Origin of the sequence: Streptomyces sp. NPDC008139 (genome assembly GCF_042957025.1) — a bacterium.
Classification (GTDB): domain Bacteria; phylum Actinomycetota; class Actinomycetes; order Streptomycetales; family Streptomycetaceae; genus Actinacidiphila.
In genome coordinates this window covers 303417-327880 of the sequence record NZ_JBIBHM010000006.1, presented here as the reverse complement: position 1 = coordinate 327880, position 24464 = coordinate 303417, and the positions used below count along the sequence as shown (strand labels likewise).

Annotated in this window: 24 protein-coding genes; 12 read left to right on the top strand and 12 right to left on the bottom strand. The window is 72.5% G+C overall.

Going from position 1 to position 24464, the window contains the following annotated elements:
• The first annotated feature begins 95 nt into the window (after window positions 1-95).
• Both ACFZBB_RS15050 and ACFZBB_RS15045 read left to right on the top strand, forming a co-directional pair.
• Entirely contained in the window at window positions 96-2177 is a 2082-nt protein-coding gene (locus ACFZBB_RS15050; RefSeq protein ID WP_391121806.1) for a glycosyl hydrolase family 28-related protein, read from the top strand.
• Window positions 2178-2511: 334 nt separating this feature from the next.
• Window positions 2512-4491: an amino acid transporter gene (locus tag ACFZBB_RS15045; protein WP_391121803.1), complete on the top strand. Its 1980-nt coding sequence runs from the start codon at window positions 2512-2514 to the stop codon at window positions 4489-4491.
• A gap of 46 nt (window positions 4492-4537) precedes the next feature.
• On the opposite strand, the gene rpmG is transcribed toward ACFZBB_RS15045, so the two are convergent.
• Entirely contained in the window at window positions 4538-4702 is a 165-nt protein-coding gene (rpmG, locus tag ACFZBB_RS15040) for a 50S ribosomal protein L33 (RefSeq protein ID WP_391121800.1), read from the bottom strand.
• A 168-nt stretch (window positions 4703-4870) separates the two neighbouring features.
• On the opposite strand from rpmG, the gene ACFZBB_RS15035 reads away from it, so the two are divergent.
• Window positions 4871-5167 (top strand): DUF3303 family protein, encoded by a 297-nt coding sequence (locus tag ACFZBB_RS15035; RefSeq protein WP_391121797.1) that lies wholly within the window; start codon window positions 4871-4873, stop codon window positions 5165-5167.
• Window positions 5168-5177: 10 nt separating this feature from the next.
• On the opposite strand, the gene ACFZBB_RS15030 is transcribed toward ACFZBB_RS15035, so the two are convergent.
• Window positions 5178-6659, bottom strand: a complete 1482-nt coding sequence (locus ACFZBB_RS15030) for an alpha/beta fold hydrolase (RefSeq protein WP_391121794.1) — start codon at window positions 6657-6659, stop codon at window positions 5178-5180.
• 83 nt (window positions 6660-6742) lie between these two features.
• On the opposite strand from ACFZBB_RS15030, the gene ACFZBB_RS15025 reads away from it, so the two are divergent.
• Window positions 6743-7741 (top strand): MerR family transcriptional regulator, encoded by a 999-nt coding sequence (locus ACFZBB_RS15025; protein ID WP_391121792.1) that lies wholly within the window; start codon window positions 6743-6745, stop codon window positions 7739-7741.
• 192 nt (window positions 7742-7933) lie between these two features.
• Window positions 7934-8122 (top strand): Rv0909 family putative TA system antitoxin, encoded by a 189-nt coding sequence (locus ACFZBB_RS15020; protein ID WP_391121789.1) that lies wholly within the window; start codon window positions 7934-7936, stop codon window positions 8120-8122.
• Window positions 8123-8233: 111 nt separating this feature from the next.
• Here the strand turns inward: ACFZBB_RS15020 and ACFZBB_RS15015 are convergent, their stop codons facing one another.
• The 3 genes from ACFZBB_RS15015 to ACFZBB_RS15005 all read right to left on the bottom strand — a co-directional run bounded on the left by ACFZBB_RS15015 (window position 8234) and on the right by ACFZBB_RS15005 (window position 10613).
• Window positions 8234-8692 carry a type II toxin-antitoxin system PemK/MazF family toxin gene (locus tag ACFZBB_RS15015; RefSeq protein WP_391121786.1) on the bottom strand — a complete coding sequence of 153 codons (459 nt, stop codon included), beginning with the start codon at window positions 8690-8692 and terminating at the stop codon, window positions 8234-8236.
• Window positions 8693-8801: 109 nt separating this feature from the next.
• Window positions 8802-9785 carry an aldo/keto reductase gene (locus tag ACFZBB_RS15010; protein WP_391121783.1) on the bottom strand — a complete coding sequence of 328 codons (984 nt, stop codon included), beginning with the start codon at window positions 9783-9785 and terminating at the stop codon, window positions 8802-8804.
• A gap of 9 nt (window positions 9786-9794) precedes the next feature.
• Complete coding sequence (locus tag ACFZBB_RS15005) at window positions 9795-10613, bottom strand: hypothetical protein (protein WP_391121780.1); 819 nt, start codon at window positions 10611-10613, stop codon at window positions 9795-9797.
• A gap of 164 nt (window positions 10614-10777) precedes the next feature.
• On the opposite strand from ACFZBB_RS15005, the gene ACFZBB_RS15000 reads away from it, so the two are divergent.
• From ACFZBB_RS15000 to ACFZBB_RS14990, 3 genes are all read left to right on the top strand, one after another.
• Entirely contained in the window at window positions 10778-11131 is a 354-nt protein-coding gene (locus ACFZBB_RS15000; RefSeq protein ID WP_391121777.1) for a hypothetical protein, read from the top strand.
• 195 nt (window positions 11132-11326) lie between these two features.
• Window positions 11327-12199, top strand: coding sequence for an SPFH domain-containing protein (locus tag ACFZBB_RS14995; RefSeq protein ID WP_391121774.1), 873 nt, complete (start codon window positions 11327-11329; stop codon window positions 12197-12199).
• Window positions 12200-12248: 49 nt separating this feature from the next.
• A complete protein-coding gene (locus tag ACFZBB_RS14990; RefSeq protein ID WP_391121771.1) occupies window positions 12249-13256 on the top strand; it encodes an aldo/keto reductase in 1008 nt (335 codons plus the stop codon).
• Between the two features lie 422 nt (window positions 13257-13678).
• Here the strand turns inward: ACFZBB_RS14990 and ACFZBB_RS14985 are convergent, their stop codons facing one another.
• The 6 genes from ACFZBB_RS14985 to ACFZBB_RS14960 all read right to left on the bottom strand — a co-directional run bounded on the left by ACFZBB_RS14985 (window position 13679) and on the right by ACFZBB_RS14960 (window position 20489).
• Complete coding sequence (locus ACFZBB_RS14985; protein ID WP_391121768.1) at window positions 13679-15205, bottom strand: ATP-binding protein; 1527 nt, start codon at window positions 15203-15205, stop codon at window positions 13679-13681.
• A gap of 4 nt (window positions 15206-15209) precedes the next feature.
• Window positions 15210-15947, bottom strand: coding sequence for a response regulator (locus ACFZBB_RS14980; protein ID WP_391121765.1), 738 nt, complete (start codon window positions 15945-15947; stop codon window positions 15210-15212).
• Between the two features lie 68 nt (window positions 15948-16015).
• Window positions 16016-16774, bottom strand: coding sequence for a hypothetical protein (locus ACFZBB_RS14975; protein WP_391121762.1), 759 nt, complete (start codon window positions 16772-16774; stop codon window positions 16016-16018).
• Between the two features lie 51 nt (window positions 16775-16825).
• A complete protein-coding gene (locus ACFZBB_RS14970) occupies window positions 16826-18046 on the bottom strand; it encodes an ABC transporter permease (protein WP_391121759.1) in 1221 nt (406 codons plus the stop codon).
• On the bottom strand, window positions 18043-19134 hold the full coding sequence (locus tag ACFZBB_RS14965) for an ATP-binding cassette domain-containing protein (RefSeq protein ID WP_391121756.1): 1092 nt from the start codon (window positions 19132-19134) through the stop codon (window positions 18043-18045). The genes ACFZBB_RS14970 and ACFZBB_RS14965 overlap by 4 nt, the downstream gene beginning before the upstream one ends.
• Window positions 19131-20489 carry an HlyD family efflux transporter periplasmic adaptor subunit gene (locus ACFZBB_RS14960; RefSeq protein ID WP_391121753.1) on the bottom strand — a complete coding sequence of 453 codons (1359 nt, stop codon included), beginning with the start codon at window positions 20487-20489 and terminating at the stop codon, window positions 19131-19133. The genes ACFZBB_RS14965 and ACFZBB_RS14960 overlap by 4 nt, the downstream gene beginning before the upstream one ends.
• Window positions 20490-20807: 318 nt before the next feature.
• Between ACFZBB_RS14960 and ACFZBB_RS14955 the strand changes: the two genes are divergently transcribed.
• On the top strand, window positions 20808-21479 hold the full coding sequence (locus ACFZBB_RS14955; protein WP_391121750.1) for a hypothetical protein: 672 nt from the start codon (window positions 20808-20810) through the stop codon (window positions 21477-21479).
• 163 nt (window positions 21480-21642) lie between these two features.
• Window positions 21643-22116 (top strand): carboxymuconolactone decarboxylase family protein, encoded by a 474-nt coding sequence (locus ACFZBB_RS14950; protein ID WP_355339668.1) that lies wholly within the window; start codon window positions 21643-21645, stop codon window positions 22114-22116.
• Between the two features lie 71 nt (window positions 22117-22187).
• On the opposite strand, the gene ACFZBB_RS14945 is transcribed toward ACFZBB_RS14950, so the two are convergent.
• Window positions 22188-22901 (bottom strand): SDR family NAD(P)-dependent oxidoreductase, encoded by a 714-nt coding sequence (locus tag ACFZBB_RS14945; protein ID WP_391121747.1) that lies wholly within the window; start codon window positions 22899-22901, stop codon window positions 22188-22190.
• Between the two features lie 101 nt (window positions 22902-23002).
• Here ACFZBB_RS14945 and ACFZBB_RS14940 point away from each other — a divergent pair, with 101 nt between their 5' ends.
• Window positions 23003-23851: a helix-turn-helix domain-containing protein gene (locus tag ACFZBB_RS14940; RefSeq protein WP_391121744.1), complete on the top strand. Its 849-nt coding sequence runs from the start codon at window positions 23003-23005 to the stop codon at window positions 23849-23851.
• A gap of 119 nt (window positions 23852-23970) precedes the next feature.
• Window positions 23971-24456, top strand: a complete 486-nt coding sequence (locus ACFZBB_RS14935) for a GNAT family N-acetyltransferase (protein ID WP_391121741.1) — start codon at window positions 23971-23973, stop codon at window positions 24454-24456.
• Window positions 24457-24464: the final 8 nt, after the last annotated feature.

The following is a 24464-nucleotide window of genomic DNA, read 5'->3' as shown; positions in this document are numbered from 1 at the left end:
TACGAAATCATTTCGCATGAGCCTTGTGGAACCGGACGCGCGCGCCCTAATGTCACCTCACCCTCTCGGCAGGTCTCGACAGAAACGAGCTTTCGATGTCACGGAGCAGCACAGGCGCTGTGGTGGAGTGGTCGGGCAGACCGCGGCGAAGAGCCGCGGTCGTGGTCGCGACGGCGACCGCGGTAGCCGTCGGGTTCAGCATCATGGCCGGTGGTACGACCGCCCTGGCGGGTACGGGATCGGGCGGAACAGGCGGCGGTACGGCCCCGGTGGTGACGCGGGCCGCGCTCGACCCCTCGCTCGTCGCCGGCCGCGGCGCGAACGTCGGCTTCGCGGAGCAGGAGGCGGAGAACGCCGCGACGAACGGCACGGTCATCGGCCCCGGCCGGGACGCGTACACGCTGCCCGCCGAGGCGTCGGGCCGTAAGGCGGTGTCGCTGAAGCCGGGCCAGTACGTCGAGTTCACCCTTCCGAGTGCCGCCAACGCGATCAACGTGCGGTACAGCGTCCCGGACGCGCCGACCGGCGGCGGCATCACCTCGCCGCTCGACGTGACGGTGAACGGCAAGGACCGCAAGGCCCTGACGCTCACCTCGCAGTACGCGTGGCTCTACAACCTGTACCCGTTCTCGAACGACCCGGGCGCCGACGTCCTGCACCCCGACTACTGGGTGACCGAGTGCGCCTGTGTGCCCCAGGACACCACGCCCGCACCGGTGTTCGCCAAGCCGTTCCGCCCCAACCACTTCTACGACGAGCAGCGGCTGTCGCTGGGGAAGACGTACCGCGCGGGCGACAAGGTGCGGCTCCAGGTCCCGGCGGGCGCCACCGCCGCGACCACCACGATCGACCTGCTGGACTCGCAGCTCGTCGCGCCGCCGAAGATCGACCTGATCGCGGCCAACGTCCTCGCCTTCGGCGCCGATCCGACCGGCCGCCGCGACTCGGCGAACGCCATCGACAAGGCCATCGCCTTCGCGAAGCTCACGCACCTGAAGGTGTACATCCCGCCGGGCACGTACCAGGTGAGCCGGCACATCGTCGTCGACAACGTGACGATCGAGGGCGCGGGTAGCTGGTACACGATCATCAAGGGCCACCAGGTCGACCTCGCCACCCCGGCGCCCGACGGAAGCGTCCACACCGGTGTCGGCTTCTACGGCAAGGACGCGTCGAAGGGCGGGAGTTCGAACGTCCACCTGTCCGGCTTCGCGATCCAGGGCGACGTCCGGGAGCGCATCGACACCGACCAGGTCAACGGCATCGGCGGCTCGCTGAGCAACTCGACCATCGACGGCCTGTACATCCAGCACACCAAGGTCGGCATGTGGTTCGACGGGCCGATGAGCAATCTGAGGATCACCGACAACGTGATCGTCGACCAGGTCGCCGACGGCATCAACTTCCACACCGGCGTGACGAATTCGACCGTCTCCAACAACTTCCTGCGCAACACCGGTGACGACGCGCTCGCGCTGTGGTCGGAGAAGACCGAGGACGCGCGCAACACCATCGACCACAACACCGTGCAGACGCCGGTGCTCGCCAACGGCATCGCGCTCTACGGCGGCACGGACAACACCGTCTCCAACAACCTGATCGCCGACCCGATCCGCGAGGGCAGCGCCATCCAGGTCGGCTCCCGCTTCGGCTCCGAGGCGTTCACCGGCCACCTGTGGATCACGGACAACACCACGGTCAGGGCGGGCACGTACGAACTGAACTGGAACATCGGGCTCGGTGCGATCTGGTTCTACGCGCTGGAGAAGAACATCGACGCGGACATCCGGGTGACCGGGGACAACTTCCTCGACAACACGTACAACGCGATCATGCTCGTCGCCGACTGGCCGGTGAAGGACCTGTACTCGGTCACCAACGTCCACTTCAAGGACATCAAGGTCGACGGCACCGGTACCTCGGTGGTCAGCGGCCGGGTGGCGGGCTCCGCGTCCTTCGAGAACGTGGTCGCGCGCAATGTCGGCGCCGTCGGCGTCAACAACTGCGGTTCCTTCAACTTCCCGGCCGCGGGCTCGGAGTTCTCCCTGACCGACCTCGGCGGCAACACCGGTGGCGGTACGACCGGGCCGTGGCTCGCGTCGTGGGAGCTGCCGAACACGATCACCTGCGACGACCGCCCGCCGGTCGTGGCACCGCCGGCTCCGTCGGCGTGGTGACGGCTCCCCTTCGAGGAGCGCGCCGTGAGGAGCGCGCCGTGAGGAGCGCGCCGTGAGCGACACCCCGTGACAAGCGCCCGCGCGAAGTCCATACGGAGATCCGTACAGGTTTCGCGCGGGGCCGCTAAGAAAGCGTTAAGACTCGCCGGAGGCGGTGGCCGACGCGCCGGGACAGACCCCGGCAAAGCCACCACCGCCCCGATGAAATGCCTGGTCGGCCGCCCGGAACACCCCGGGCGGCCGATCACGTGTCAGCGGGGCGGGGTTGCGTACGCTGGCCGGGCCGTCATCCGCGATGGCCCGACCGATCCGCCGCACCCCAGGAGCCCTCCGGATGACCACGACCGTCCCGCCCGAGCGGTCCTCGACGCCCCCGCGCAGCCGCTTCAGGGCCTGGCTGCTCGAAGGTCTCTCCGACATGGGCAAGCACCAGTCGGGCGGCGGCGGGGCGGCGGAGCGGGAAGCCGCGCCCGCCCACAAGGGCCAGCGCTGGTGGCGCGTGATGTGCCTGACCGGCGTGGACTACTTCTCCACCCTCGGCTACCAGCCCGGCATCGCGGCGCTCGCGGCCGGGCTGCTGTCGCCGATCGCGACGGTCGTGCTGGTCCTGGTCACCCTGGCGGGCGCGCTGCCCGTCTACCGGCGGGTCGCCGAGGAGAGCCCGCACGGCGCGGGCTCCATCGCGATGCTGGAGCGGCTGCTGTCGTTCTGGAAGGGCAAGCTCTTCGTCCTGACGCTGCTGGGCTTCGCCGCCACCGACTTCCTGATCACCATCACCCTTTCGGCCGCCGACGCCTCCACCCACCTGGTGGAGAATCCGCACTTCGCCACGGCACTGCACAACCACCAGATGGTGATCACCCTCGTCCTGGTCGCGCTGCTGGGCGCGGTGTTCCTCAAGGGCTTCCTGGAGGCCATCGGGATCGCCGTCGTGCTGGTCGGCCTCTATCTGGCGCTCAACGTGGTCGTCGTCGTCTCCGGCTTCTGGCACGTCGCGACCGCCGGGCACGTCGTCACCGACTGGTCGCACGCGCTGACCGCCGAGCGCGGCAACGTCTTCGTCATGATCGGCGTGTCCCTGCTGATCTTCCCCAAGCTCGCGCTCGGCATGTCCGGCTTCGAGACCGGCGTCGCCGTCATGCCGAACGTCGCGGGCGACCCCGGCGACACCGAGGAGCGGCCGGTCGGCCGGATCCGTGACACGAAGAAGCTGCTCACGACGGCCGCGCTGATCATGAGCGTCTTCCTGATCTGCACCAGCTTCATCACCACCGTGCTGATCCCGAAGAAGGAGTTCGAGACCGGCGGCAAGGCCAACGGCCGCGCGCTGGCGTATCTCGCCCACGAGTACCTGGGGTCGGCCTTCGGCACGGTGTACGACTTCTCCACCATCGCCATCCTCTGGTTCGCGGGCGCCTCCGCGATGGCGGGCCTGCTCAACCTGATGCCGCGCTACCTTCCGCGGTACGGCATGGCCCCGCACTGGGCGCGCGCGGTGCGGCCGATGGTGCTGGTCTTCACGCTCGTCGCGTTCCTCGTCACCTGGATCTTCGACGCCAGCGTCGACAAGCAGGGCGGCGCGTACGCGACCGGCGTCCTCGTCCTGATGAGCTCGGCCGCGCTGGCCGTCACGATCGCCGCCCGCAAGGCCGGGCAGCGGCGCTGGACGGTCGTCTTCGCCGTGATCTCGGTGGTCTTCCTCTACACGACGGTCGTCAACGTCGTGGAGCGGCCCGACGGCGTCAAGATCGGCGCCTGCTTCATCGCCGGGATCATCCTCGTCTCGCTGCTGTCCCGGCTCGCCCGCGCCTTCGAACTGCGCGTCACCAGCGTGGAGTTGGACGACATGGCCACGCGGTTCGTCCGCGACATCGCCAGCCGCCGCATTCGCTTCATCGCCAATGAGCCGGGGCTGCGCGACGCGGCCGAGTACCGCGACAAGGTGCACCAGATCCGCGCCGACAACGACATCCCGCCCGAGGACGACCTCGTCTTCGTCGAGGTGACCGTCCTCGACGCCTCCGAGTTCGAGTCCGCCCTGCGCGTGACCGGCCATGTCCTGCACGGCCGTTACCGCGTGCTGTCCCTGGAGAGCTCGTCCGTCCCCAACGCGCTGGCCGCCCTTCTCCTCCACGTCCGCGACACCACCGGCACCAAGCCGCACATCTACTTCGAGTGGACCGAGGGCAGCCCCTTCACCAACTTCCTCCGCTTCTTCCTCTTCGGCCACGGCGAGGTCGCCCCGGTCACCCGTGAGGTCCTGCGCGAAGCCGAGCCCGACCGCTCCCGCCGACCCCGCGTCCACGTGGGCTGACCCGCCTCACCGGCCCCCGCCCCTTACCACCCCCGGTTCCCGGCGCTCAGCGCTCCTCGCGGAACTCCATGTGCCGGCCCGCCGCCGGGTCGTACTTGCGCAGCACCATCCGGTCGGGGTCGTTGCGCCGGTTCTTGCGGGTGACATAGGTGAATCCGGTACCGGCGGTGGACCGGAGCTTGATCACTGGACGTACTTCGTTGCGTGCCATGACGTCCACTATACGAAAACGGTTGTCGTTGTCAATAGGTGCGGCTCGGGGCCGCCCCGCCGACGCCACTCCGATGCCCTCCGTCGGGCTGCGGGCTCCCCGGCCCGCGCCCACGCTTGGCGAGTGGCACGGATGTGCCGACGAACGGCGACGAGAGGCGGAACGACCATGCGGGTCCTGCTGACGGTCCAGATGGAGACCGAGAAGACGAACAAGGCGATCACGGAGCGCACGCTGCCCGACACCCTCAAGGCGGTGTTCGACCGGATCACGCCGGAGGCCGCGTACTTCGGGACCAGTGAGGGGATGCGCACCGGCTTCGTCGTCTTCGACCTCAAGGACGCGTCCGAGATTCCGAGCGTCGCCGAGCCGTTCTTCCAGGACCTCGGTGCCAAGGTCACCCTCATTCCGGTGATGAATTTCGATGACGTCCAGGCCGGTCTTCAGAAGGCCGGCTCGAACTGACCGACCGCGCTCACGCGGTGAGGTGGCGGAGGACGGCGGAGACGGCGGCGCGAAGGGGCGGGGTGGAGACGGGGGCGGGGTCGCGGGATTCGAAGGCGTGGTGGGCCTCGGGGGCTTCGACGACTTCCAGGGGGGCGCCGGAAGAGGCGGCCGAGGCGATGAACCGGTCGACCGTGGCGGCGATTTCGGGGACTTCGAGGGCCACGCGGGTGAGGACGGTGGGGAGGGCGGCGGGGGCGGGGTGGAAGCGGCTGGCGGACAGGCCCCAGTTGGGGAGGGGGGCGAGGACGGGGTAGGTCAGGGCGACGCAGCGCAGCCACGGCGGCGGGGCCGCGAGCCAGTCGGCGCAGAGCAGGCCGCCCGCCGAGAAGAACCAGAGGGCGACGCGGTCGGCATCGACACGGGGGTCGGCCCGGACGAGGGCGACGGCCTCGGCCACGTCGTGAGCCGCGCGGTCGAAGTCGGTGAGGTCGTGGAAGCGGTGGTCGACGGTGGCGGCCACCACGCCCTGTGACGCCAGGAGTTGGGCGTAGCCGAGGAAGGTGGGCCAGTCGCGCGGTGTCGGGCGGACGTCGGGCGATACGGGGCCGCCGTGGACGAACACGGCGGCGGGGGACGGGTGTTCGGCACGCGGCAGGTGAAGGTCGACGCGGCCGTGCCGCTCGCGCGGGAATTCGGCGACGGGGAGGGGGAACGGCCGCTGTTGGGGCGCCTGTTCAGCCCTGGGCGCGAGCCGCCGCCCCTCCCCCGCGACCGCCCGCAGCAGGACGTCCGCCAGCCCGCGCGGAGCGGACAGCATCGGCCAGTGCCCGGTGTCGAGGTCGAAGAAGGTCACACGGGGCTCGGTGAGCACGGCGAGCCGGGGGTCGCCGAGCCCGACCAGCGTCTCGACCAGCGCGATGCTCGAACCGTTCGCCGTACAGAAGACGCCCGTCACCGGCAGCGTCGCGACCGCGCCCGTCAGGCGGAGCGGCCGGGTGAGGGTGGCGCGCGGCTGCGGTACGGCGCGGTCGGTCAGCCGGGCCAGCGCGTCCGCCGGGGCCCCGGCCGTACTGCCGTGCCGTGCCCACTCCTCCGGGCCGGACGGCGGCGGGACCGGCCCGTCACCGTCCTGCGCGCGGTCCCGCAGCTCCTGGTCGCGGTAGAGCGCGAGCGGCGGATCGCCGTCCTGCGGGATACCGGTGTCCAGATGGACGACGCGGGCGGTACGCGCCGGGCGGCGGTCGGCGGCGCCGGCCACCGGGTGGATGCCGTAGTCGTGCCCGACGAGCACCACCGGCCCCTCGGCGGCGGCCACCCCGTCGATCACCTCCAGCACGTCCCGGATATGCGTCTCCAGATCGGTGTCGGGCCCGGCCGGACGGCCGCCGTCGCCCATGCCGGTGAGCGTCACCGGATACGCCCGCGCGCCCGCCTCCCGCAGCGCCCGCGCGGTCTCCCGCCAGACCCAGCCGCCGGTGTGAGCGCCTGCCACCAGTACGTACGCCGTCATGAGATCTCCTCGGTCACCCTGCGGACCGGCCGCTTTCCCGGCCGCGGGTACCGTAGGAACTCCCCCTGAGGGAGGTTCAAGCCGTGCCGCCTGACCGTTTGTGGACCATCGGGGAACTCGCCGAGCGCGCGGGCGTCACCGTGAAGACCGTCCGCTACTACTCCGACCGCGGCCTGCTCCCTGAGGCGCGCCGCAGCAGCGGGGGCCACCGCAGGTACGGTCCCGCCGCGCTCGACCGGCTCCGCACGATCCGCTCCCTGCGCGGCCTCGGCCTCGCGGTCCCCGACGTCCACCGGGTCCTCGACGAGGACGACCGCGCGAGTACGGCCGGGGCCGACGCGGCGGCCGACGTGCTCGACGGCCTGATCGCCGGGCAACTGCGCGAGGTCGGCGCGGGCCTGGCCGCCCTGCGCTGGCGCGAGGCCGCGCTCCAGGCGCTCCAGGACTGCGGCCCCCGGGAGCGCGCCGAGCGGCTGCTGCTGGTCGGCGCGCTGCCGAGCCCGCCGAGCACCGCCGCCATGGCCCGCTTCTGGCGGCGCTGGCTGCCGCCGCGGATGCCCGCCCGGCTGGTGGCGGCCATCCTCGACGGGACGATTCCGCAGCTCCCCGAGGCGCCGACCCCGGCGCAGGCCCTGGCCTTCGCGCGCCTGCACGCGCTGGTGTCGGGGAGCTGCGACGGTGCGGGAAGAATCTCCGGAGAAGCCTCCGCCGCGAGCCCCGGCGACGGCCGCGACCCCACCCAGCCCGCCGCGCACCGGCCCGAGGAGGGCTACCGCCCGGCCGTCCTGTACGACGGCCTCATCGAGGCGTACGGGCTCGCGGCCCCGCACCTGCGGGCCGGGCGGCGACCGCACGAGGGCGAGGCGCTGGACTGCTTCGTCGCCGCGTACGCCCGCGCGCGCGGCGCCCGCGACACCCCGGCCTTCCGCCGCCGCCTCGGCGGGGTGCTCGGCGCGGACCCCCGGATCGACCGGTACTGGCAGCTCGCCGGGGAACTGTTCGGCCCGGCGGAGCCGACCCCGGGCAGCACGCACGACTGGCTGCTGGCCGCGCTTGACGGCGCGACCGCCGAGACCGCCTGAGCCGTACGCCGGTACGCCGGTACGCCGGTACGCCGATACGTTCACCGGACCGTACGCCGCAGAACATTCCGGAAGGCGTCCCCGGAGAACGTACGAACTCGTCCGGACCTGTCCGGAATGCGAAAACCTTCGGGGGCCCCGATGCTGGGAGGGCAACGGGGAGAGCAAGGCGTTCCCCCAAGGAGGGCAGCCATGTCCATGCTCGACAAGCTCAAGGGCCTGCTGAAGGGTCACGAGGACCAGGCGCGCCAAGGCGTCGATAAGGCCGGCGACATGGTCGACAAGAAGACCGGCGACAAGTACAGCGGCCAGGTCGACCAGGCCCAGGAGAAGCTGAACGACCAGCTCGGCGGCGCCCGTCCGTCGAACGAGCAGCCGTAACCGTACGACGCGGCCGGCATTCGTACGGCGTACGCGTAGACGTACGGGCAGCCGCGTCCACCGCCGCGGAGGTGGACGCGGCTGCCCGACGCGTCATACGCGACCGGGGGCTCACACCCAGCCGTACAGCTCCTTGAGCCGGTTCACGACGAGGTTGAACCTGCCCCGGTCCAGGGCGCACGCCTCGCGCCGCATGCCCTGGTCGTGCAGGCGCAGGACGCGGTCGACGGCGACCCAGGACTCGCGGCCCTCACGGTCCCAGGGCCCGGTGCCGATCGGCACCCACTCGTGGTCGTTGTCGTGGCGCTTGCTGGAGAGCTGGACGGCGAGCACCGTGCCGCCCGCCTCGCGCGCCACGACCAGCACCGGCCGGTCCTTGCCGCGACCGTCGTTCTCCTCGAACGGCACCCAGGTCCAGACGATTTCCCCGGGGTCGGGGTCACCGTCGTGATCCGGTGCGTACGACGTCCGCACCCGGCCCACCTCGCGCGGCTCCGCCTCGGTGGTGGCGTACGGCCCGCCGGCGCCGGGGAATTCAGCATTGGCAGCATTGGCAGCATTGGCAGTCATCCGCAAGACGGTAGGCCCTGCGGGCGGCGGCCCGGCGAGCGGGTCGGAACACATCGGTCACGTACCGCCCGGCGGCGCACCGGCGGCTCAGCCGTGCCTCACCCGTGCCTCACCAACGGCCGTGCACCTGCGCCCTGATGCGGCGGTCGTACAGCTCGCGCACCGCGTCCAGCGTGGCCTCGGTCAGCGGCGGCAGCGCGGCAGCGGCGGCGTTGGCCCGCGCCTGGGCGACATCGCGCGCGCCGGGGATGACGCTGCTGACGCCCGACTGCTGGATGATCCAGCGCAGTGCCGTCTGCGCGGGCGTGGCACCCTCGGGCGCGAGCGCGGCGAATTCGGCGGCGGCGTCGAGGCCGGTCTCGAAGTCCACGCCGGAGAAGGTCTCGCCCTGGTCGAACGCCTCGCCGTGCCGGTTGTACGTACGGTGGTCGTCGGCGGCGAAGACGGTGTCGCGGGTGTACTTGCCGGTGAGCAGCCCCGAGGCCAGCGGCACCCGCGCGACGATGCCGACGCCCGCCTCGGCCGCGGCGGGCAGCACCGCCTCAAGTGGCTTGAGGCGGAAGGGGTTCAGGATGATCTGCACGCTCGCGACGCCGGGCCGCGCGATGGCGGTCAGCGCCTGCTCGCACGTCTCGACGCTCACCGCGTACGCGGCGACGCGCCCCCGCGCCACCAGCGTGTCCAGGGCGTCGTACATCTCGTCCGAGGAGTAGACGGCCGTGGGCGGGCAGTGGAGCTGCACCAGGTCGAGGGTGTCGACGCCGAGGTTCGCGCGCGAACGGTCGTTCCAGGCGAGGAAGTTGGCCAGTACGTAGTTCTCGGGCACCTGCTCGGCCCTGCGGCCCATCTTGGTGGCCACGAACACCCCGGCGTCCGGGCGCTCCTTGAGGTACCGCCCGATGAACTGCTCGCTGCGGCCGTCCCCGTACACGTCGGCCGTGTCGAAGAAGGTCACGCCCGAGGCGACGGCCGCGTCCAGTACGGCGAAGGCGTCCGCCTCGCGCACCTCGCCCCAGTCGGCACCCAACTGCCATGTCCCGAGCCCGACGACGGACACCTTCCGGCCCGTCCTGCCAAGAATCCGCTGCTCCATGCGGCGATGCTACGTCGCCGGTGTCCGGTCCGCGCTCGTGGCGTCCGCCGGTCGCCCGGCCGGTGGCCCGGTCCGGCGCTCCGCGCTCCTGCGGCGGCACGCGAGGAAGAACCCGAGCCCCGCCAGGAGCGCGGGAGCGATCATCTCGGCCGTCAGCGAGACCAGCCAGTCGGGGTTGATCCGATCGGTCATGCCGCTGGTGCACCGGCAGGTGGCCTGCGGCGGAAAGAAGCTGTACGTCACGGTGCGCGGCGGGTTGGTGCCCCAGTCGGCGCCCGCCGCGCACGCGGAGGACGGCCCGGCCAGGAGTTTCCAGCCCGCCAGCGCGTAGATCATCAGGAAGAAGGAGCCGGTGACGAAGAACGCCGCGCCCGTACGGCGGACCTTCTCCTTCCGCGACATCGGCACGACCAGTTCACTGGCGAAGGCTCCGCTGAGCGGTGGCTCGAAGCACTCGGCGAGCAGCGCGAGGAACACGCACGCGGTCATGGACAGCAAGGCGGCCCAGAGCAGTCCGGTGAGCAGCGCGCCGCCGCCGACGGAGGTCACGTCGCCGTCGCGGAACTCGCAGACGGTGGCGGGCGGAAACGCCTGGTTCCGGGTGCGCACCAGCGGGCCGGGGCCCTTCGTCATCCCCTGCGCGCACCGCTCGTCGAACTCCATCATGCCGAACAGCGCGACCGCGAGGCCCAGTACGAGCACCGCGAAGGCCGTGCCCGCGCCCAGCCACAGCAGGCCCGTGCGATAACCGCCGTACGCGCCGTACCCGCCCTGCCCGGCGGGGCCGCCCCGCGCGCTCCGCCCGCCGTCCGTACGCGCGTGAGACATTCGCGCACAGTAACCGACGGCCGCCGCCGGTGACCTGGCCTTGGGAAAACCCACGGAGGGGCCCGGCGCGGTCACGGGGAGTGAGACGTTTGCGGGGCGGGACGACGGGCGTACCCTCGTCCGGGGAGAGGGATAAAAGGGACTAAAGGAGCGAGGTGGTGGCCATGACGATCATGGGATCGCGTCACCATGGGGCCACGGACCCTGAGGATTGGGAGGTCAGTCACCGCAGGGCCCTGGTGCTGAGCGAGGTGGCGGCGGAGGGGATGGTGGGGCTGGCGCGGGTGCTGCGCAGGGCGGCGGCGCGCGACGAGGACGCGGCGGGCATCCGGGTGGAGGCGCTGCTGCGGGCGCTGCCGGGCATGGGGATGTTCGACAGCCACTACCTGCTGGTGCGGGCACAGATCCGCGAGTCGGGGCTCGCGGGCGAGCTGAGCCCGGGGCAGCGCGTGGCGCTGATGGAGTTCGTCGAGCGGGCGCGGCACCTGCACGACCCGGTACCGCCGTGGGCGGCCTGACCGCCCGGTTCACTTCCTGGCCCGGAAGCTCGTTGAGGAGCCGGCCGACAGTCGGCTGAGAAGTCGGCCGCGACCGGTGACAGCCCCCGGAAGCGGCTGCCGGAGTAGGCTGAAAGTGCAGGTGAGCGTGGCGGTGCGGCACGTGCCTGTGCGGCGCGCGCCTGTCTTCGGCCACGCCGGAAGGTCGTGAGATCGATGGTTGTTCTGATCACTGTGCTGGTGGTGGTCGTCCTGATCGGACTGATCCTGCTCGCGATGAGCCTGCACGATGTGCAGCAGTACGAGCGGGGCGTCGTCTTCCGCTTCGGACGTCTGCTGCCGAACCTGCGGCAGCCGGGCCTGCGGACGATCCGCCCGATCGTCGACCGGATGCGCAAGGTCTCCATCCAGACCGAGGTGCTCGGCGTCCCGGCGCAGGGCGCCATCACCGGCGACAACGTGACCGTGACCGTCGACGCCGTCGTCTACTTCCGGGTCCTGGACCCGGTCAAGGCCCTGGTCAACGTGCACGACTACCCCAGCGCCGTCTCCCAGATCGCGCAGACCTCGCTCCGGTCGGTCATCGGCCGCGCCGACCTCGACACGCTGCTGTCCGACCGCGACCACGTCAACGCCGAGCTGAAGACGGTGATGGACGAGCCCACCGAGGAGCCCTGGGGCCTGCGGATCGAGCGCGTGGAGATCAAGGACATCGCGCTGCCGGAGTCGATGATGCGGTCGATGTCCAAGCAGGCGGAGGCCGAACGTGAACGGCGGGCCCGTGTCATCGCGGCCGAGGGCGAATTCCAGGCGTCGCAGCGCCTGACCGACGCGGCCGCCACGATGGCCAACACCCCGGGCGCCCTCCAACTGCGGCTGCTGCAAACCGTGGTGGACGTCTCCGCCGAGAAGAACAGCACCCTCGTGATGCCGTTCCCGGTCGAGATCCTGCGCTTCTTCGACCGCGTGGCCGGGGACACGGCCACCGACGGCGCGGGCCACGCGGAACCGGACACCGGCCCCGACGCCCGTACGGGCCCGGTCGACGAGAACGTCCCGCCGGACCGGCCGAGGCTCGTCCACCACTGAGACCCGCCCCTTGCGATAGAGCGCACTCCAAGGTGTTGGCTGTGGAGCCATGAAGTACACCCAGCTCGGCCGCACCGGCCTCAAAGTCAGCCGCCTCGTCCTCGGCACCATGAACTTCGGCGGGCAGACCGACGAGCCCGGCAGCCACGCGATCATGGACACCGCGCTGGACGCGGGCATCAACTTCTTCGACACGGCGAACATCTACGGCGTGGACGAGCGCAAGGGCCGCACCGAGGAGATCCTCGGAAGCTGGTTCGCCCAGGGCGGCGACCGCCGCGACAAGGTGGTGCTGGCCACCAAGCTGTACGGGAACATGACGCAGGGCAACGCCTGGCAGGAGGAGCCCTGGCCGAACCACCAGCGGCTGAGCGCCCTCAACATCCGCCGCGAGGTGGAGGCCAGCCTGAAGCGGCTGGGCACCGACCACATCGACGTCTACCAGTTCCACCACATCGACCGGGCCACGCCCTGGGACGAGATCTGGCAGGCGATCGACGTCCTGATCCAGCAGGGCAAGATCCTCTACGCCGCCTCCAGCAACTTCGCCGGCTGGCACATCGCGCAGGCCAACGAGGCGGCGGCGCGGCGCGGTTCGCTCGGGCTCGTCAGCGAGCAGTGCCTGTACAACCTCTTCGAGCGCACCGCCGAGATGGACGTCCTCCCGGCCGCCGAGGCGTACGGGCTCGGTGTCGTGCCCTGGTCCCCGCTGCACCAGGGGCTGTTGGGCGGCGCCGTCCGCAAGTCCCGTGAGGGGGGCGGCTCCCGCACCCACGCCGGGCGCTCGGCGCGGGGCCTGGCCGATCCGGTCGTCCGCGACCAGGTTCAGCGGTACGAGGATCTGCTCGCCGAGCACGAGCTCGACCCCGGGGAGGTCGCCCTCGCCTGGCTCCTCACCCGGCCCGCCGTGACCGGGCCCATCATCGGGCCCCGCACCCCCGCCCACCTCGACGGCGCCCTCCGCGCCCTCGATCTCCACCTCTCCGTCGACCTTCTCGCCGCCCTCGACGCCATCTTCCCCGGCCCCGGCCCTTCCCCCGAAGCCTTCGCCTGGTAGCCACCCTCACCAGGACGTGCCCTGTAGCGGCCCCGGTCTGCACCCGATGCCCGGCCGCCGCCGCGCGGGCGCGCTCAACCACGACGCTCCCGCACGTCACCCCCCGCCCCAGCGGGGCAGATCGGCTGTCCCCGGACCACCCGCCGGTGGGGGGTTGCCCGCGCAGTTCCCCGCGCCCCTGACGGGGCCACCGCCTTTCGTCCGGGCGGCGAGCCGATCTTTAAGGGGCGCGGGACTGTGTTTGATCTGCGGCCGCCGCCGCGCGGGCGCGCTCAACCACGACGCTCCCGCACGTCACCCCCCGCCCCGGCGGGGCAGATCGGCTGTCCCCGGACCACCCGCCGGTGGGGGCTGGCCGCGCAGTTCCCCGCGCCCCTGACGGGGCACGTCCTGCGCGGGGCGGACGCGCAGGGGCCGGGCCCCTAAGGAGGGGAAGCGGAGGGGAGGCGGAGGCGGAAGAGGGCGCCTTGGCCGGGAGCCGTGTCGAGCTCGATGTACCCACCGTGAGCGGCAGCGAACGCGGCACAGATGGAGAGCCCGAGACCGGCGCCGCCCCCGGCGCCCCGGCTGCGGGAGGCGTCCACGCGGTAGAAGCGTTCGAAGACCCGGGCGGCCTGGTCGGGGCCGAGCCCGGGCCCGGCGTCGGCGACTTCGAGGACCCCGTGTCCGCCGACGGTGCCGACGCCGATCCGGACGGGCGTGCCGGGAGGCGTATGGGCGACGGCGTTGCCGACGAGATTGGCGACGACCTGCCGCAGCCGGGCCTCGTCACCGAGCACGGGTGCGGGACCGGGACCGGAGCCGGAGGAGGACCCGCCCGGCCCGGTGAGGGAGACCGGCCGGGACGGATCGAGGGCGGTCGTGTCGTGCAGGGCGTCCACGGCCAGGGTGCGCAGGTCCATCGGGGCGAGCTGGACGGGCCGCTGCTCGTCCATCCGCACCAGCGTCAGCAGATCCTCGACCAGGCCGCCGAGCCGTACGGCCTCGCTCTCGATCCGCGTCATCGTCCGCTGCACGTCGGCCTCGTCGGGCAGCGCGCCCATCCGGTACAGCTCCGCGAAGCCCCGGATGCCGGCCAGCGGGGTGCGCAGTTCGTGGCTGGCGTCGGCGACGAACCGGCGCATCTGCTTCTCGGACTCCGCGCGCGCCGCGAAGGCCGACTCGATCTGCGCGAGCATCCCGTTGAGCGCGGTGGACAGCCGCCCGGCCTCGGTGCGCGGGGACGCGGCGGGCATACGGTGCGACAGCGGGCGCCCGGCGGCTATCTCGGCGGCGGTGGCCTCGATCTGCCGCAGCGGCCGCAGCCCGGCCCGTACCGCGAACCAGCCCGCCACCCCGAGCAGCGCCGCGACCACCGCGCCGATCAGCAGGAACGCGGTGCGCAGGTGGGAGGCCGTGGACGACACCTCGTCCAGGGACGCGGCGACCACCACGCCCGCGGGCAGGTCGGCGGAGGGGGCGGCGGTGCCCGCGGCGACCGGTTCGATCAGCACCCGCCACCGCCCGCCGCCGTGGTCGCTGGCGACATCGAACGGCTTGCCCAGCCGCTCGCGCAGCGACGCCGCGTCCATCGTCGGCCACAGCGGGCGCGGGTCCCCGGCCGAGACCGGCAGCCGGAACTGGTCGGAGACCCGCCCGTCGGCCGCGGCGAAGGCCACCACGAACTGGCTGGGCAGCCACGGCCGCGGCGCACCGGGCCCCGGCCGTACGTAGCGCGGCGCGGGCACCCCGTCGGTGCCGAGCCGCCGCGCGAGCGGTTCGCCGTACCGCTGGAGCTGCTGGTCGACGCGCCGCACCTGCTGGCCGCGGACCGCGCCGAGGACGACGGTGTCGCTGACGGCGAGGCCGAGCAGGACGAGGACGAGACAGAGCAGCACCAGCCGGGAGCGCAGCGAGAGCGCGGAGAGCCGGAACGAGCGGAGGGAGCTGAGGGACCGCACGGTGGGCACGGCGTCAGCCCTGCGGTCGGCGCAGCACGTAACCGACGCCGCGCACCGTATGGATCAGCTTGACCGTGCCGTCGGCGCCGGAGTCGACCTTGCGGCGCACGTACGAGATGTACGACTCGACGATGCTGAGGTCGCCGCCGAAGTCGTACGCCCACACGTGGTCGAGGATCTGGAGCTTCGACACGACGCGGTCGGCGTTGGCCATGAGGTAGGCGAGCAGCTTGAACTCGGTGGGTGAGAGGGAGACCGGGCGGCCGGCGCGCAGCACCTGGTGGCCGACCGGGTCCAGCTCCAGGTCGCCCGCGACCAGCCGCCCCTCGTCGGTGGGGCCGCCGGTACGGCGCAGGATCGCGCGGATACGGGCGATCAGCTCCTCCAGGCTGAACGGCTTGGTGACGTAGTCGTCGCCGCCCGCCGTCAGGCCGCTGATCTTGTCGTCCACGCCGTCCTTGGCGGTCAGGAACAGCACGGGGAGCCGGTCGGCGACGCCGCTGCCGGGGCGCGCGTGCGGCCCCGACTCCTCGCGCAGGTGCCGGACGACCGCGAAACCGGTCATGTCGGGCAGCATCACGTCGAGAACGACCAGGTCGGGGCGCTCACGGGCGACGGCGGCCAGCGCGTCGGCGCCCGACGCGGCGGAGACCACCTTGAAGCCGACGAAGCGCAGGGACGCGGAGAGCAGTTCCCTGATGTTGGGCTCGTCGTCGACGACCAGCAGGCTGGCCTCGGGCGTCGTGTCCATGGAGTCCTCCTGGCCCCCGTCGTACGGTGCGGTTTCGCACCGTACGCTCCCGTCCTGTGGAGGCGGGGTCAGTTGCCCGTACCGCCGCCTGTACCCGTACCGCCGCCCGCGCCTCCGGCGCCGCCACGGCCGCCGAAGCCGCCGCCGAAGCCGCCCGCGGTGGCCGCGCCCTCGGTGACGGTCGTGGCGGCGATGTCGCCGGAGGAGTTCGCGCTGCCGCGTACGGTCACGCTCTGGCCGGGCTGGAGGTCCGAGGTCTTGCCGTCCTTGGTGACGGTGACCTTCGTGGAGCCGCCGGTGGTGACCTTCACGATGCTGCCCTGGGCGTCGGTGACGTAGATGGTGTCGCCGTCGACCAGCTTGACGGTGCCGACGGTGACGCCGGAGCCGGTGCCGCCGGCGCCTCCCGTGCCGCCGGTACCTCCCGGAGCCGTACCGGAGCCCGTACCCGTCGTGCCCGTGCCCGTACGGCCGTTGGCGCCCGCGAAGGCCGAGGCGAAGTCGCGGGCCGCGGCCGAACCGCCGCCGGACGAGCGGCCGTTGAGGTGGTTCTTCTCCACCAGCGCGCCGCCCGCGAAGGCCGCCGCGGCGACGACGCTCGCGGACAGCAGCAGCGTCAGCCAGGGCAGTTTGCGGCGCGGCGGGGCGGCCAGCTCGGCCGCGATGTCACGGGCGTCCGGCGGCTCGGACAGGACGTCCTCCGGCCGTTCGGTGAGCACCGCCTCGCCGGGCCGCTCGACGATCTCCACCTCGCCGAACGTGTCGGTGAGCGGCAGCAGCTCCGTGTCGGCGTCGGCCTTCACTAGTTCGGTGCGGCGTCGCGCCATGTCCGGTTCTCCCTCGTCCCTCGTACGTCGTGCGGTGTGGTGGTGGACGGCCTACTCATGGCGCAGGGCCTCGATCGGGCGCAGGGCGGCGGCCCGGTTGGCGGGGTAGCTGCCGAAGAACAGGCCGATGGCGACCGCGATGGCGAAGGCGCCCCACACCGACTCCGGGATGATCACCGGTTTGATGCCGACGATCGTGAAGCGCGAGCCGATCAGTCCCGCCACCACCCCGAGCCCGCCGCCGACCAGCGACAACAGGGTCGACTCGGCGAGGAACTGCCCGAGGATGACGCCCTTGGGCGCGCCGATCGCCTTGCGGATGCCGATCTCGCGGGTCCGCTCGGTGACCGTCACCAGCATGATGTTGGTGATGCCGATCCCGCCGACCAGCAGCGAGATCGCCGCGACCGCGCCGAGCAGCACCGTGAACGTCCTGTTGGTGTCGGACTGGGTGCTGAGCAGCGACTGCTGGCTGCTGACCCGGAAGTCCAGCGCGTTGGCGTCCTTGATGCCGTGCGTGCCCATCAGGATCGTGGTGATCTCGTTCTGCGCCGGGGTCGTCGCGTCGGCCGACGTGGCCTCCACGAGGATCTGGTTGACCGAGCCGAAGCCGGTGAAGGCGTTCTGCACGGTCGGCAGCGGCGCGACCAGGATGTCGTCCGGGTCCTGGAAGCCGGTGCCGCCCTTGGTCTCCAGCACGCCGACGACCGTGAACGGCGTCCCGCCGAGCACCACCTTCTTGCCGACCGGGTCGGCCGCGCCGAACAGGTCGGTGGCCGTGGTCGAGCCGATCACCGCCACCTTGCGGGAGTTGAGGACGTCGTCGGCGCTGAAGTAGTCGCCCTTGGCGACCTTGCTGTTGGACGCCTTGAAGTACGCGGGGTAGGTGCCGACGACCTGCGCGACGTCGTGCGAGGTGCCCTCGTACAACGCGGTCTGCGAGGACGTGGTCACCTCGGGGGCGACGGACTCGATGCTGGGCGCGGCCGCCGGGTCGGCGAGCGCCCGCGCGTCGTCCACGGTCAGCGGCTTGACGGTGGTCGCCGACGAGGACGAACCGCCGCCGAATCCGGCGCCGGAGGAGATGGTCAGCGAGTTGGTGCCCAGCTTCTCGATGGAGTCCTTGACGGACTGCGAGGAGCCGTTGCCGACCGCCAGCAGGATGATGACGGCGGCGACGCCGATCAGGACGCCGAGCATGGTCAGTCCGGAGCGGACCTTGTTGGCGGCGAGGCCGCCGAAGGCGAAGCGGAGGGTCTCGAAGGGGTTCACGCGGTGCCCCCGCTTCCGATGCCGTTGCCCGTATTGCCGTTGCCCGCAACGGCGTTGCCCGTATTGCCGTTGCCCGTATCGCCGTTGCCGCCGTTGCCGTGGCGGCTTCCGGTGAGGGCCTGACGCCGGCCGCCGGTTACCGGGTCCTGCGGGTGGTGCGCGGCGAAGGACGCCGGGTCGCGCAGCGCGGGCGGCGGGCCGTCGGCCGGTGCCTGGCGCCGGTCCTCGACCACCTGGCCGTCGACCAGCGTGATCACCCGCTTGGCGTGCCGGGCGACCTCGTCCTCGTGCGTGATCAGTACGACGGTGCGCCCGGAGGCGTTGAGCCGGTCGACGATGGCGAGCACTTCCTCGGTGCTGTGGCTGTCCAGGTTTCCGGTCGGCTCGTCGGCGAGCAGCATGGCCGGTGCGGTGACCAACGCCCTTGCCACGGCGACGCGTTGCTGCTGGCCGCCGGAGAGTTCGTTCGGCCGGTGGTCGACCCGGTCGGCGAGGCCGACCAGCGCGAGCGCCGCCAGCGCGCGCCTCCTGCGCTCGGCGGACCGCACGCCCGCGTAGGCCAGGGGGAGTTCGACCTGCGCGAGCGCGGGGGTGCGCGGCACGAGGTTGAACGACTGGAAGACGAAGCCGATCTTGCGGTTGCGGACGAGCGAGAGCTGGTGCTCGTCCAGGCCGCCGACGTCGATGCCGTCGAGCAGATAGCGGCCCTCGGTGGGGATGTCGAGGCAGCCGAGGATGTTCATCAGGGTCGATTTGCCGGACCCGGAACTGCCCATCACGGCCACCATGTCGCCCTGTTCGACCAGCAGATTCACGCCGGGCGAGACGCCGGTGACGGGGTCGGGTTCACCGCCGAGCGCGCGCACGGCGGCGTCGCCGTGCCCGTACGTCTTCAGCAGCGACCGCACCTCGATGACCGGGGGACGGCCCCAGGGGCTGTCGTCGTCCTCTCCGGCACCCGCGGTCTCCTCGCGGCCCGAGATGTCCTCGACGCCCGAGGTCTCTTCGGCGCGCGGACTCTCTTCGGCGTCACCGGTACGGGCGCCGGGCCGCAGGCCGCCGAGGCGCTGCCGCAGGGCGGGCCTCATCCGCGGCCACCGGCGGTACCGCCGCCACCGCCGGTACGGAAGCCGCCGCCCCCGCCGCCGATCCGGTTCGCGCCGCCGCCGAGGCCGCCGGGGAAGGCGCCGCTCGGGAAGCCGCCGTTGCCGGAGGACGCGACCGTGGCGATCTGCACCTGCTGGCCCTCCTTCAGGCCGCTGGTGATCTGGTCGGCGGTGTCGCCCTCGACGCCGACGGTCACGGACGTACGGGTCGTGCTGCCGTCGGAGTTGACCACCGTGACCGTACGGTTGGCGCCGGTGCCGGAGACCGCGGCGGTCGGCACGTTCAGCGCGCCGGACGCCGAGCCGGTGATCACCTGGATGCTGGCGCTCAGGCCGGTCCGCAGATCCGCGGTGGGGCTGGTGATGGCGAGCGTGGCCGCGTACTGCACGGCGCTGCTGCTCCCGCCGCCGCTGCCGCTTCCGCTGCTCACCGGGAGCGAACTGACCGACAGCACCTTGGCGTTGAGCACCGTGCTCGACTGCGCGTTGAGGGTGACGGTGGCGGGCTGGCCCGCCTTGACCTTCAGCGAGTCGGCCTCGGAGAAGTTCGCCGTCACCTGCATGCCGGTGGGGTTGGTCAGGACGACGAAGCCGGACGGGGTGCTGGAACCGCTGCTGCTCGACGTGGAGTTGGAGCTGCTGGAGTTCGAGCCCTGGCCGCCCGAGCCGCTGCCGCCGGTGCCCGACACCGTCTGGCCCTTGCCGGCCGAGACCGAGGCGACCGTGCCGGACACCGGGGCCCTGAGCGTGGTGCCGTCCACCGCGCGCTGGTCGGCATCCACGGCGTTCTGCGCCTGGGTCAACTGGGCCTGCGCCTGGGCCAGTTGGGCCGGGTCGACGGTGTAGGTGGGGGACGGCGTGGGCGTCGGGGCGGCGTCCCGCGAGCCGCCGCTGCCGGAGCCGGTGTTGGAGCCGCTGCCGGAGCCCGTGGTGGAGGTGACCAGCTCGCCCGCCTCGACCTTGGTGAGGTTGGCCTGCGCCGCCGTCAGCGTCGCCTGGTCCTGCTGCAACGTCTCCTTGGCGTCGGTCGGATCGACCTTCGCCAGCACCTGGCCCTTGGTGACCTTGTCACCCGGCTTCACGTCGACCTCGGTGAGCGTGCCGCCCGTGGTGAAGTCCACACCGGCGTCACTGGGCGAGGCGAGCGTGCCGGAGCCGGACACCGTCGCCAGCACCGTGCCCTTGGACACGGTCACCACGCGCGCGCCCGTACTGCGGGCGGTGCCGCTGTCGCCGTTGTTGACCGCCGCGTAGGCGCCGCCTGCGCCCGCGAGGACCACCACGCCGAGCACCGAGTTGATCAGGACGGCCCTGCGCCGCCGTGGGAGCACCTTCATGGCGCGCATCCTGGCCGCCGACGCCTTTGATGGCCTGGGAGAAGGCTGGGAGTTTCCTGGGAACGGCGCCGCACGCGAGGCCGCCCCGCCACGGCACGAAGCGGTCGCTTTACGTCCAACCGGACCGTACGGCGGGCCCGTACGGGTCGCGACGGCCGATTCCCGCGCCCTGGCTCCCCGGGAACTCACAGCTCGCGCCCCGGCTGTGCCTAACTCGCGGCGGTTCACTCATGCGCCGCCACTCATGGGTGCTCGTGTCCCGCGCGTGCGCGTGGGTGAGCGGCGCCCCCCGCCCCCGCATCCGAGGAGACCACGGTCATGACCCTGACCACCACCCGGCAGTCCGCGCGCCGCTCCGCGCTCCGGGCGGGCGCGTGCGTCGCCGTCCTCGCCTCGGGCGCGCTGCTGCTCACCGCCTGCTCGTCGTCGGGCTCCTCGGGCTCGGCGTCCGCCGACGCGAAGGCGTCGTCCTCGCCGTCGTCCTCCGCCAAGGGCGCCTCCGGCGGCGCGCAGGACATGGCGGCCTACCGCGACTGCCTCTCCCAGCACGGCGTGAAGCTGCCGTCCTTCTCCGGACGCCCCTCCGACCGCGCGTCCGGCCGCCCCTCCGGCCGCCCCTCGGGCCGTCCGAGCGGCGGATTCGGCGGGGGCTCAGGCGGCTTCGGCGGTTTCGGCGGCGAGTCCGCCGACCCGGCCACCCAGAAGGCCATGGAGGCATGCGCCTCGCTGCGCCCCCAGTTCAACGGCCAGCGCGGCGGCGGCCCCGGCGGTGGCGACAGCTCCGCCTTCCAGGCGTTCACGAGCTGCCTCAAGGACCACGGCGTCACCCTCCCCACCCCCTCCCCCAACGCCTCCGGCTCCCCCAACACCCGCCGCGGCGGCTTCGGCTTCGGCGACCTCAACACCTCCGACCCGAAGACGGCCAAGGCCTACACCACCTGCAAACCCCTCCTCCCCACCCGCCCGGCCGCTTCCCCCTCAGCGACATGACCGCCGTCCCGCGCGGCCCCGGGCCCCCGGAGGGGAGACGGGGGTCACTTCGCGGGGCGGTCACATCGGGGTGGGGCAGGGCGTCAGGGAGGTGCGTGCGCCGGGGACGTCGTGGAAGGGCGGCGGCGGCGCGGAAACGCACGAGCGCGAGGAGTAGTACGCCATGGAAGCCCGTCTGAACCTTTTCGAGAGCCCGCTCGCCGCGAAGTCGCTGCGGCACCTCACCGCGGCCGGCAAAGTGCTGGCGGACTCGACGGTGCCGCTCGCGACCCAGGAACTGGTACGGCTGCGCGCCAGCCAGATCAACGGCTGCGGATTCTGCACCGACATGCACACCAAGGACGCGGCGGCGGCCGGGGAGACGCAGCAGCGGCTCAATCTGGTGGCCGCCTGGCGCGAGGCCAAGGTCTTCACCGACGCCGAGCGCGCGGCCCTGGAGCTGGCCGAGCAGGGCACCCGTATCGCCGACGCGGCCGGGGGCGTCGCGGACGAGGTGTGGGCGAACGCCGCCAAGCACTACAACGAGGAGGAGCTGGCCGCCCTCGTCACGGGCATCGCCCTGATCAACGCCTTCAACCGGCTGAACGTGATCATTCAGCAGCCCGCGGGGGACTACGAGCCGGGCATGTTCGGCTGAGACCCAGGGGGGGTGGCACCCGCGGCCCCGGCGTACAGGGGTCGTCGGGGCCGCCCCGGCAGGGGCGGCGGCTACCAGGGCAGCGGCCCCTCGGCGTCGAAGTACCCGCCGGTCGGACCGTCGGCCGGCACCTGCGCCATCCGGACGATGATCTCGGCGCCCTGCTCGACCGTCTGGACCCCGGTGTTCCCGTTCAGATCGGTCTTGGTGAAACCGGGCTCGACGGCGTTGATCCGCATCTCGGGGAACGCCTTCGCGTACTGCACGGTGATCATGTTCACGGTGGTCTTCGACGCCGGGTACGCGACGCCCGGATACGCGTAGGCGGGGGTGCCGGGGGCGCTGAGCCGGGACAGCGAGGCCAGGCCGCTGCTGAGGTTGACCACGACCGGCGCGGCCGAGCGGCGCAGCAGCGGCAGGAACGCGTGGGTGACGCGCACCAGGCCGAAGACGTTCGTCTCGAACGTCTCCCGCATGACGTCGGCGGTCAGGTCGGCGGCGCCGACGACGCCGTTGTCGGCGGTCCTGCTCTCGATGCCCGCGTTGTTGACCAGGACGTCGAGGCCGCCGTCCGCCGCGATCGCCTCGGCCGCGGCCTCGACGGACGCCTCGTCGGTGACGTCGAGCCGGACCGCCCGCGCGCCCGCGCCCAGCCGCTCGACGGCCTCCCGCCCGCGGTCGGCGTCCCGGCTGCCCACGTAGACGGTGTGCCCCGCGGCCAGCAGGCGGCGGGCGGTCTCGAAGCCGAGACCCTTGTTCGCTCCGGTGATCAGTGTCGTTGTCATACGTCCACGGTGCGGCAGGCCCGCCGGGGCAGCCAGTGGCCCAGTCTTCCTGGGACTGCCGGTACCAGGACGGCGCGGGCCGCACGGTGCACAGTGGAACCATGGCGACCACGGAGTTCGGGCACACGGTACGGCGCTGGCGCGACCGGGTCTCCCCCGAGGCGGCCGGGCTGCCCGCCGGCGGCCACCGGCGCGCGGCCGGGCTGCGCCGCGAGGAGCTGGCCCTGCTCGCCGGGATCTCCGTCGACTACGTCACCCGGCTCGAACAGGGCCGCGCGGCCAACCCCTCCGAGCAGGTCGTCGAAGCGCTCGGCCGCGCACTGCGGCTGACCACCGCCGAGCGCGAGCACCTCTTCCACGTCGCCGGACTCGTACCGCCGGGGCAGGGCACCGTCCCCGCGTACATCACGCCGAGCGTGCAGCGCATGCTCGACCGGCTGACCGGGACGCCGGTCGCCGTCAGCGACGCCGCGTGGACGCTGCTGCTGGCCAACCCCCTGTACGTGGCCCTGATGGGGCAGCAGCACGGCAACGACCGCAACGCGATCTGGCGCAATTTCCTCGGCTCCGGCTCCCGGGTCCGCCACACGCCCGAGTCGCTGCGGCTGCTGGAGATCTCCCAGGTCGCCCAGTTGCGCGCCACCGCCAACCGCTACCCCGCCGACCAGCGCCTGCGCCGTCTGGTCGCCGAGCTGCGCGCCCGCAGCCCGCGCTTCGCCGAGCTGTGGGACTCCGGCGAGGTCACCCGGCACGACGCCTCCCGCAAGACGATCGACCACCCGGTGGTCGGCCCGCTGACCCTGGACTGCGACATCCTCAGCGTCGCCGGAAGCGATCTGCGGATCATGGTCTACACCGCCGAGCCCGGCACCGAGGACGCCGAACGCCTCACCCTGCTCGGCGTCGTCGGCACGCAGGCGCTCAGCCCCGCCGGGACCCCCGGCACCTGACCCGCGTCCGTACGCCTCATGGCAGGCGGCGCGGACGACTCCCCTGCGGCCTGCTGCCGGGGCGGTGGCGCGAGGGGGGCCGGGGCGGGGCGCCGCGGGCGCTCGCGGATACTTGGGGGATGCGGACGAATGGGGCGGTACAGAGCGCTGACCTGCGGTGGACGCTGCGCGCGGCCGTCGTGGGGGACGTGGAGCCCATAGCCGAGCTGCGGGCCGTCGTGATGCGGGCGGATCTGGAACGGCTCGGGCGGTACGACGGGCACCGGGTGCGGCAGCGGCTGCGGGACTCGTTCTCGACGCGGTACACCTCGGTCGTCACCGTCGCGGGGGACTTCGCCGGGTGCGTGACGCTGCGGCCCGCCGAGACCGGCGGCGCTCTGCTCGAACACTTCTATCTGGAACCCCGTTACCAGGGGCGGGGGTTGGGCTCCGCCGTGCTGCGGGAACTGCTGGGCCGCGCCGACGCGCGCGGCGAGGACGTACGGCTGAACGTCCTCCAGGGCAGCGCCGCCCGGCGGCTCTACGAACGATGGGGCTTCGTCCTGGAGACGGAGGACGCGGTCGACGTGTTCATGGTGCGCCCCTCGCCGGTCGCGAACGCCTGAGGTTACGG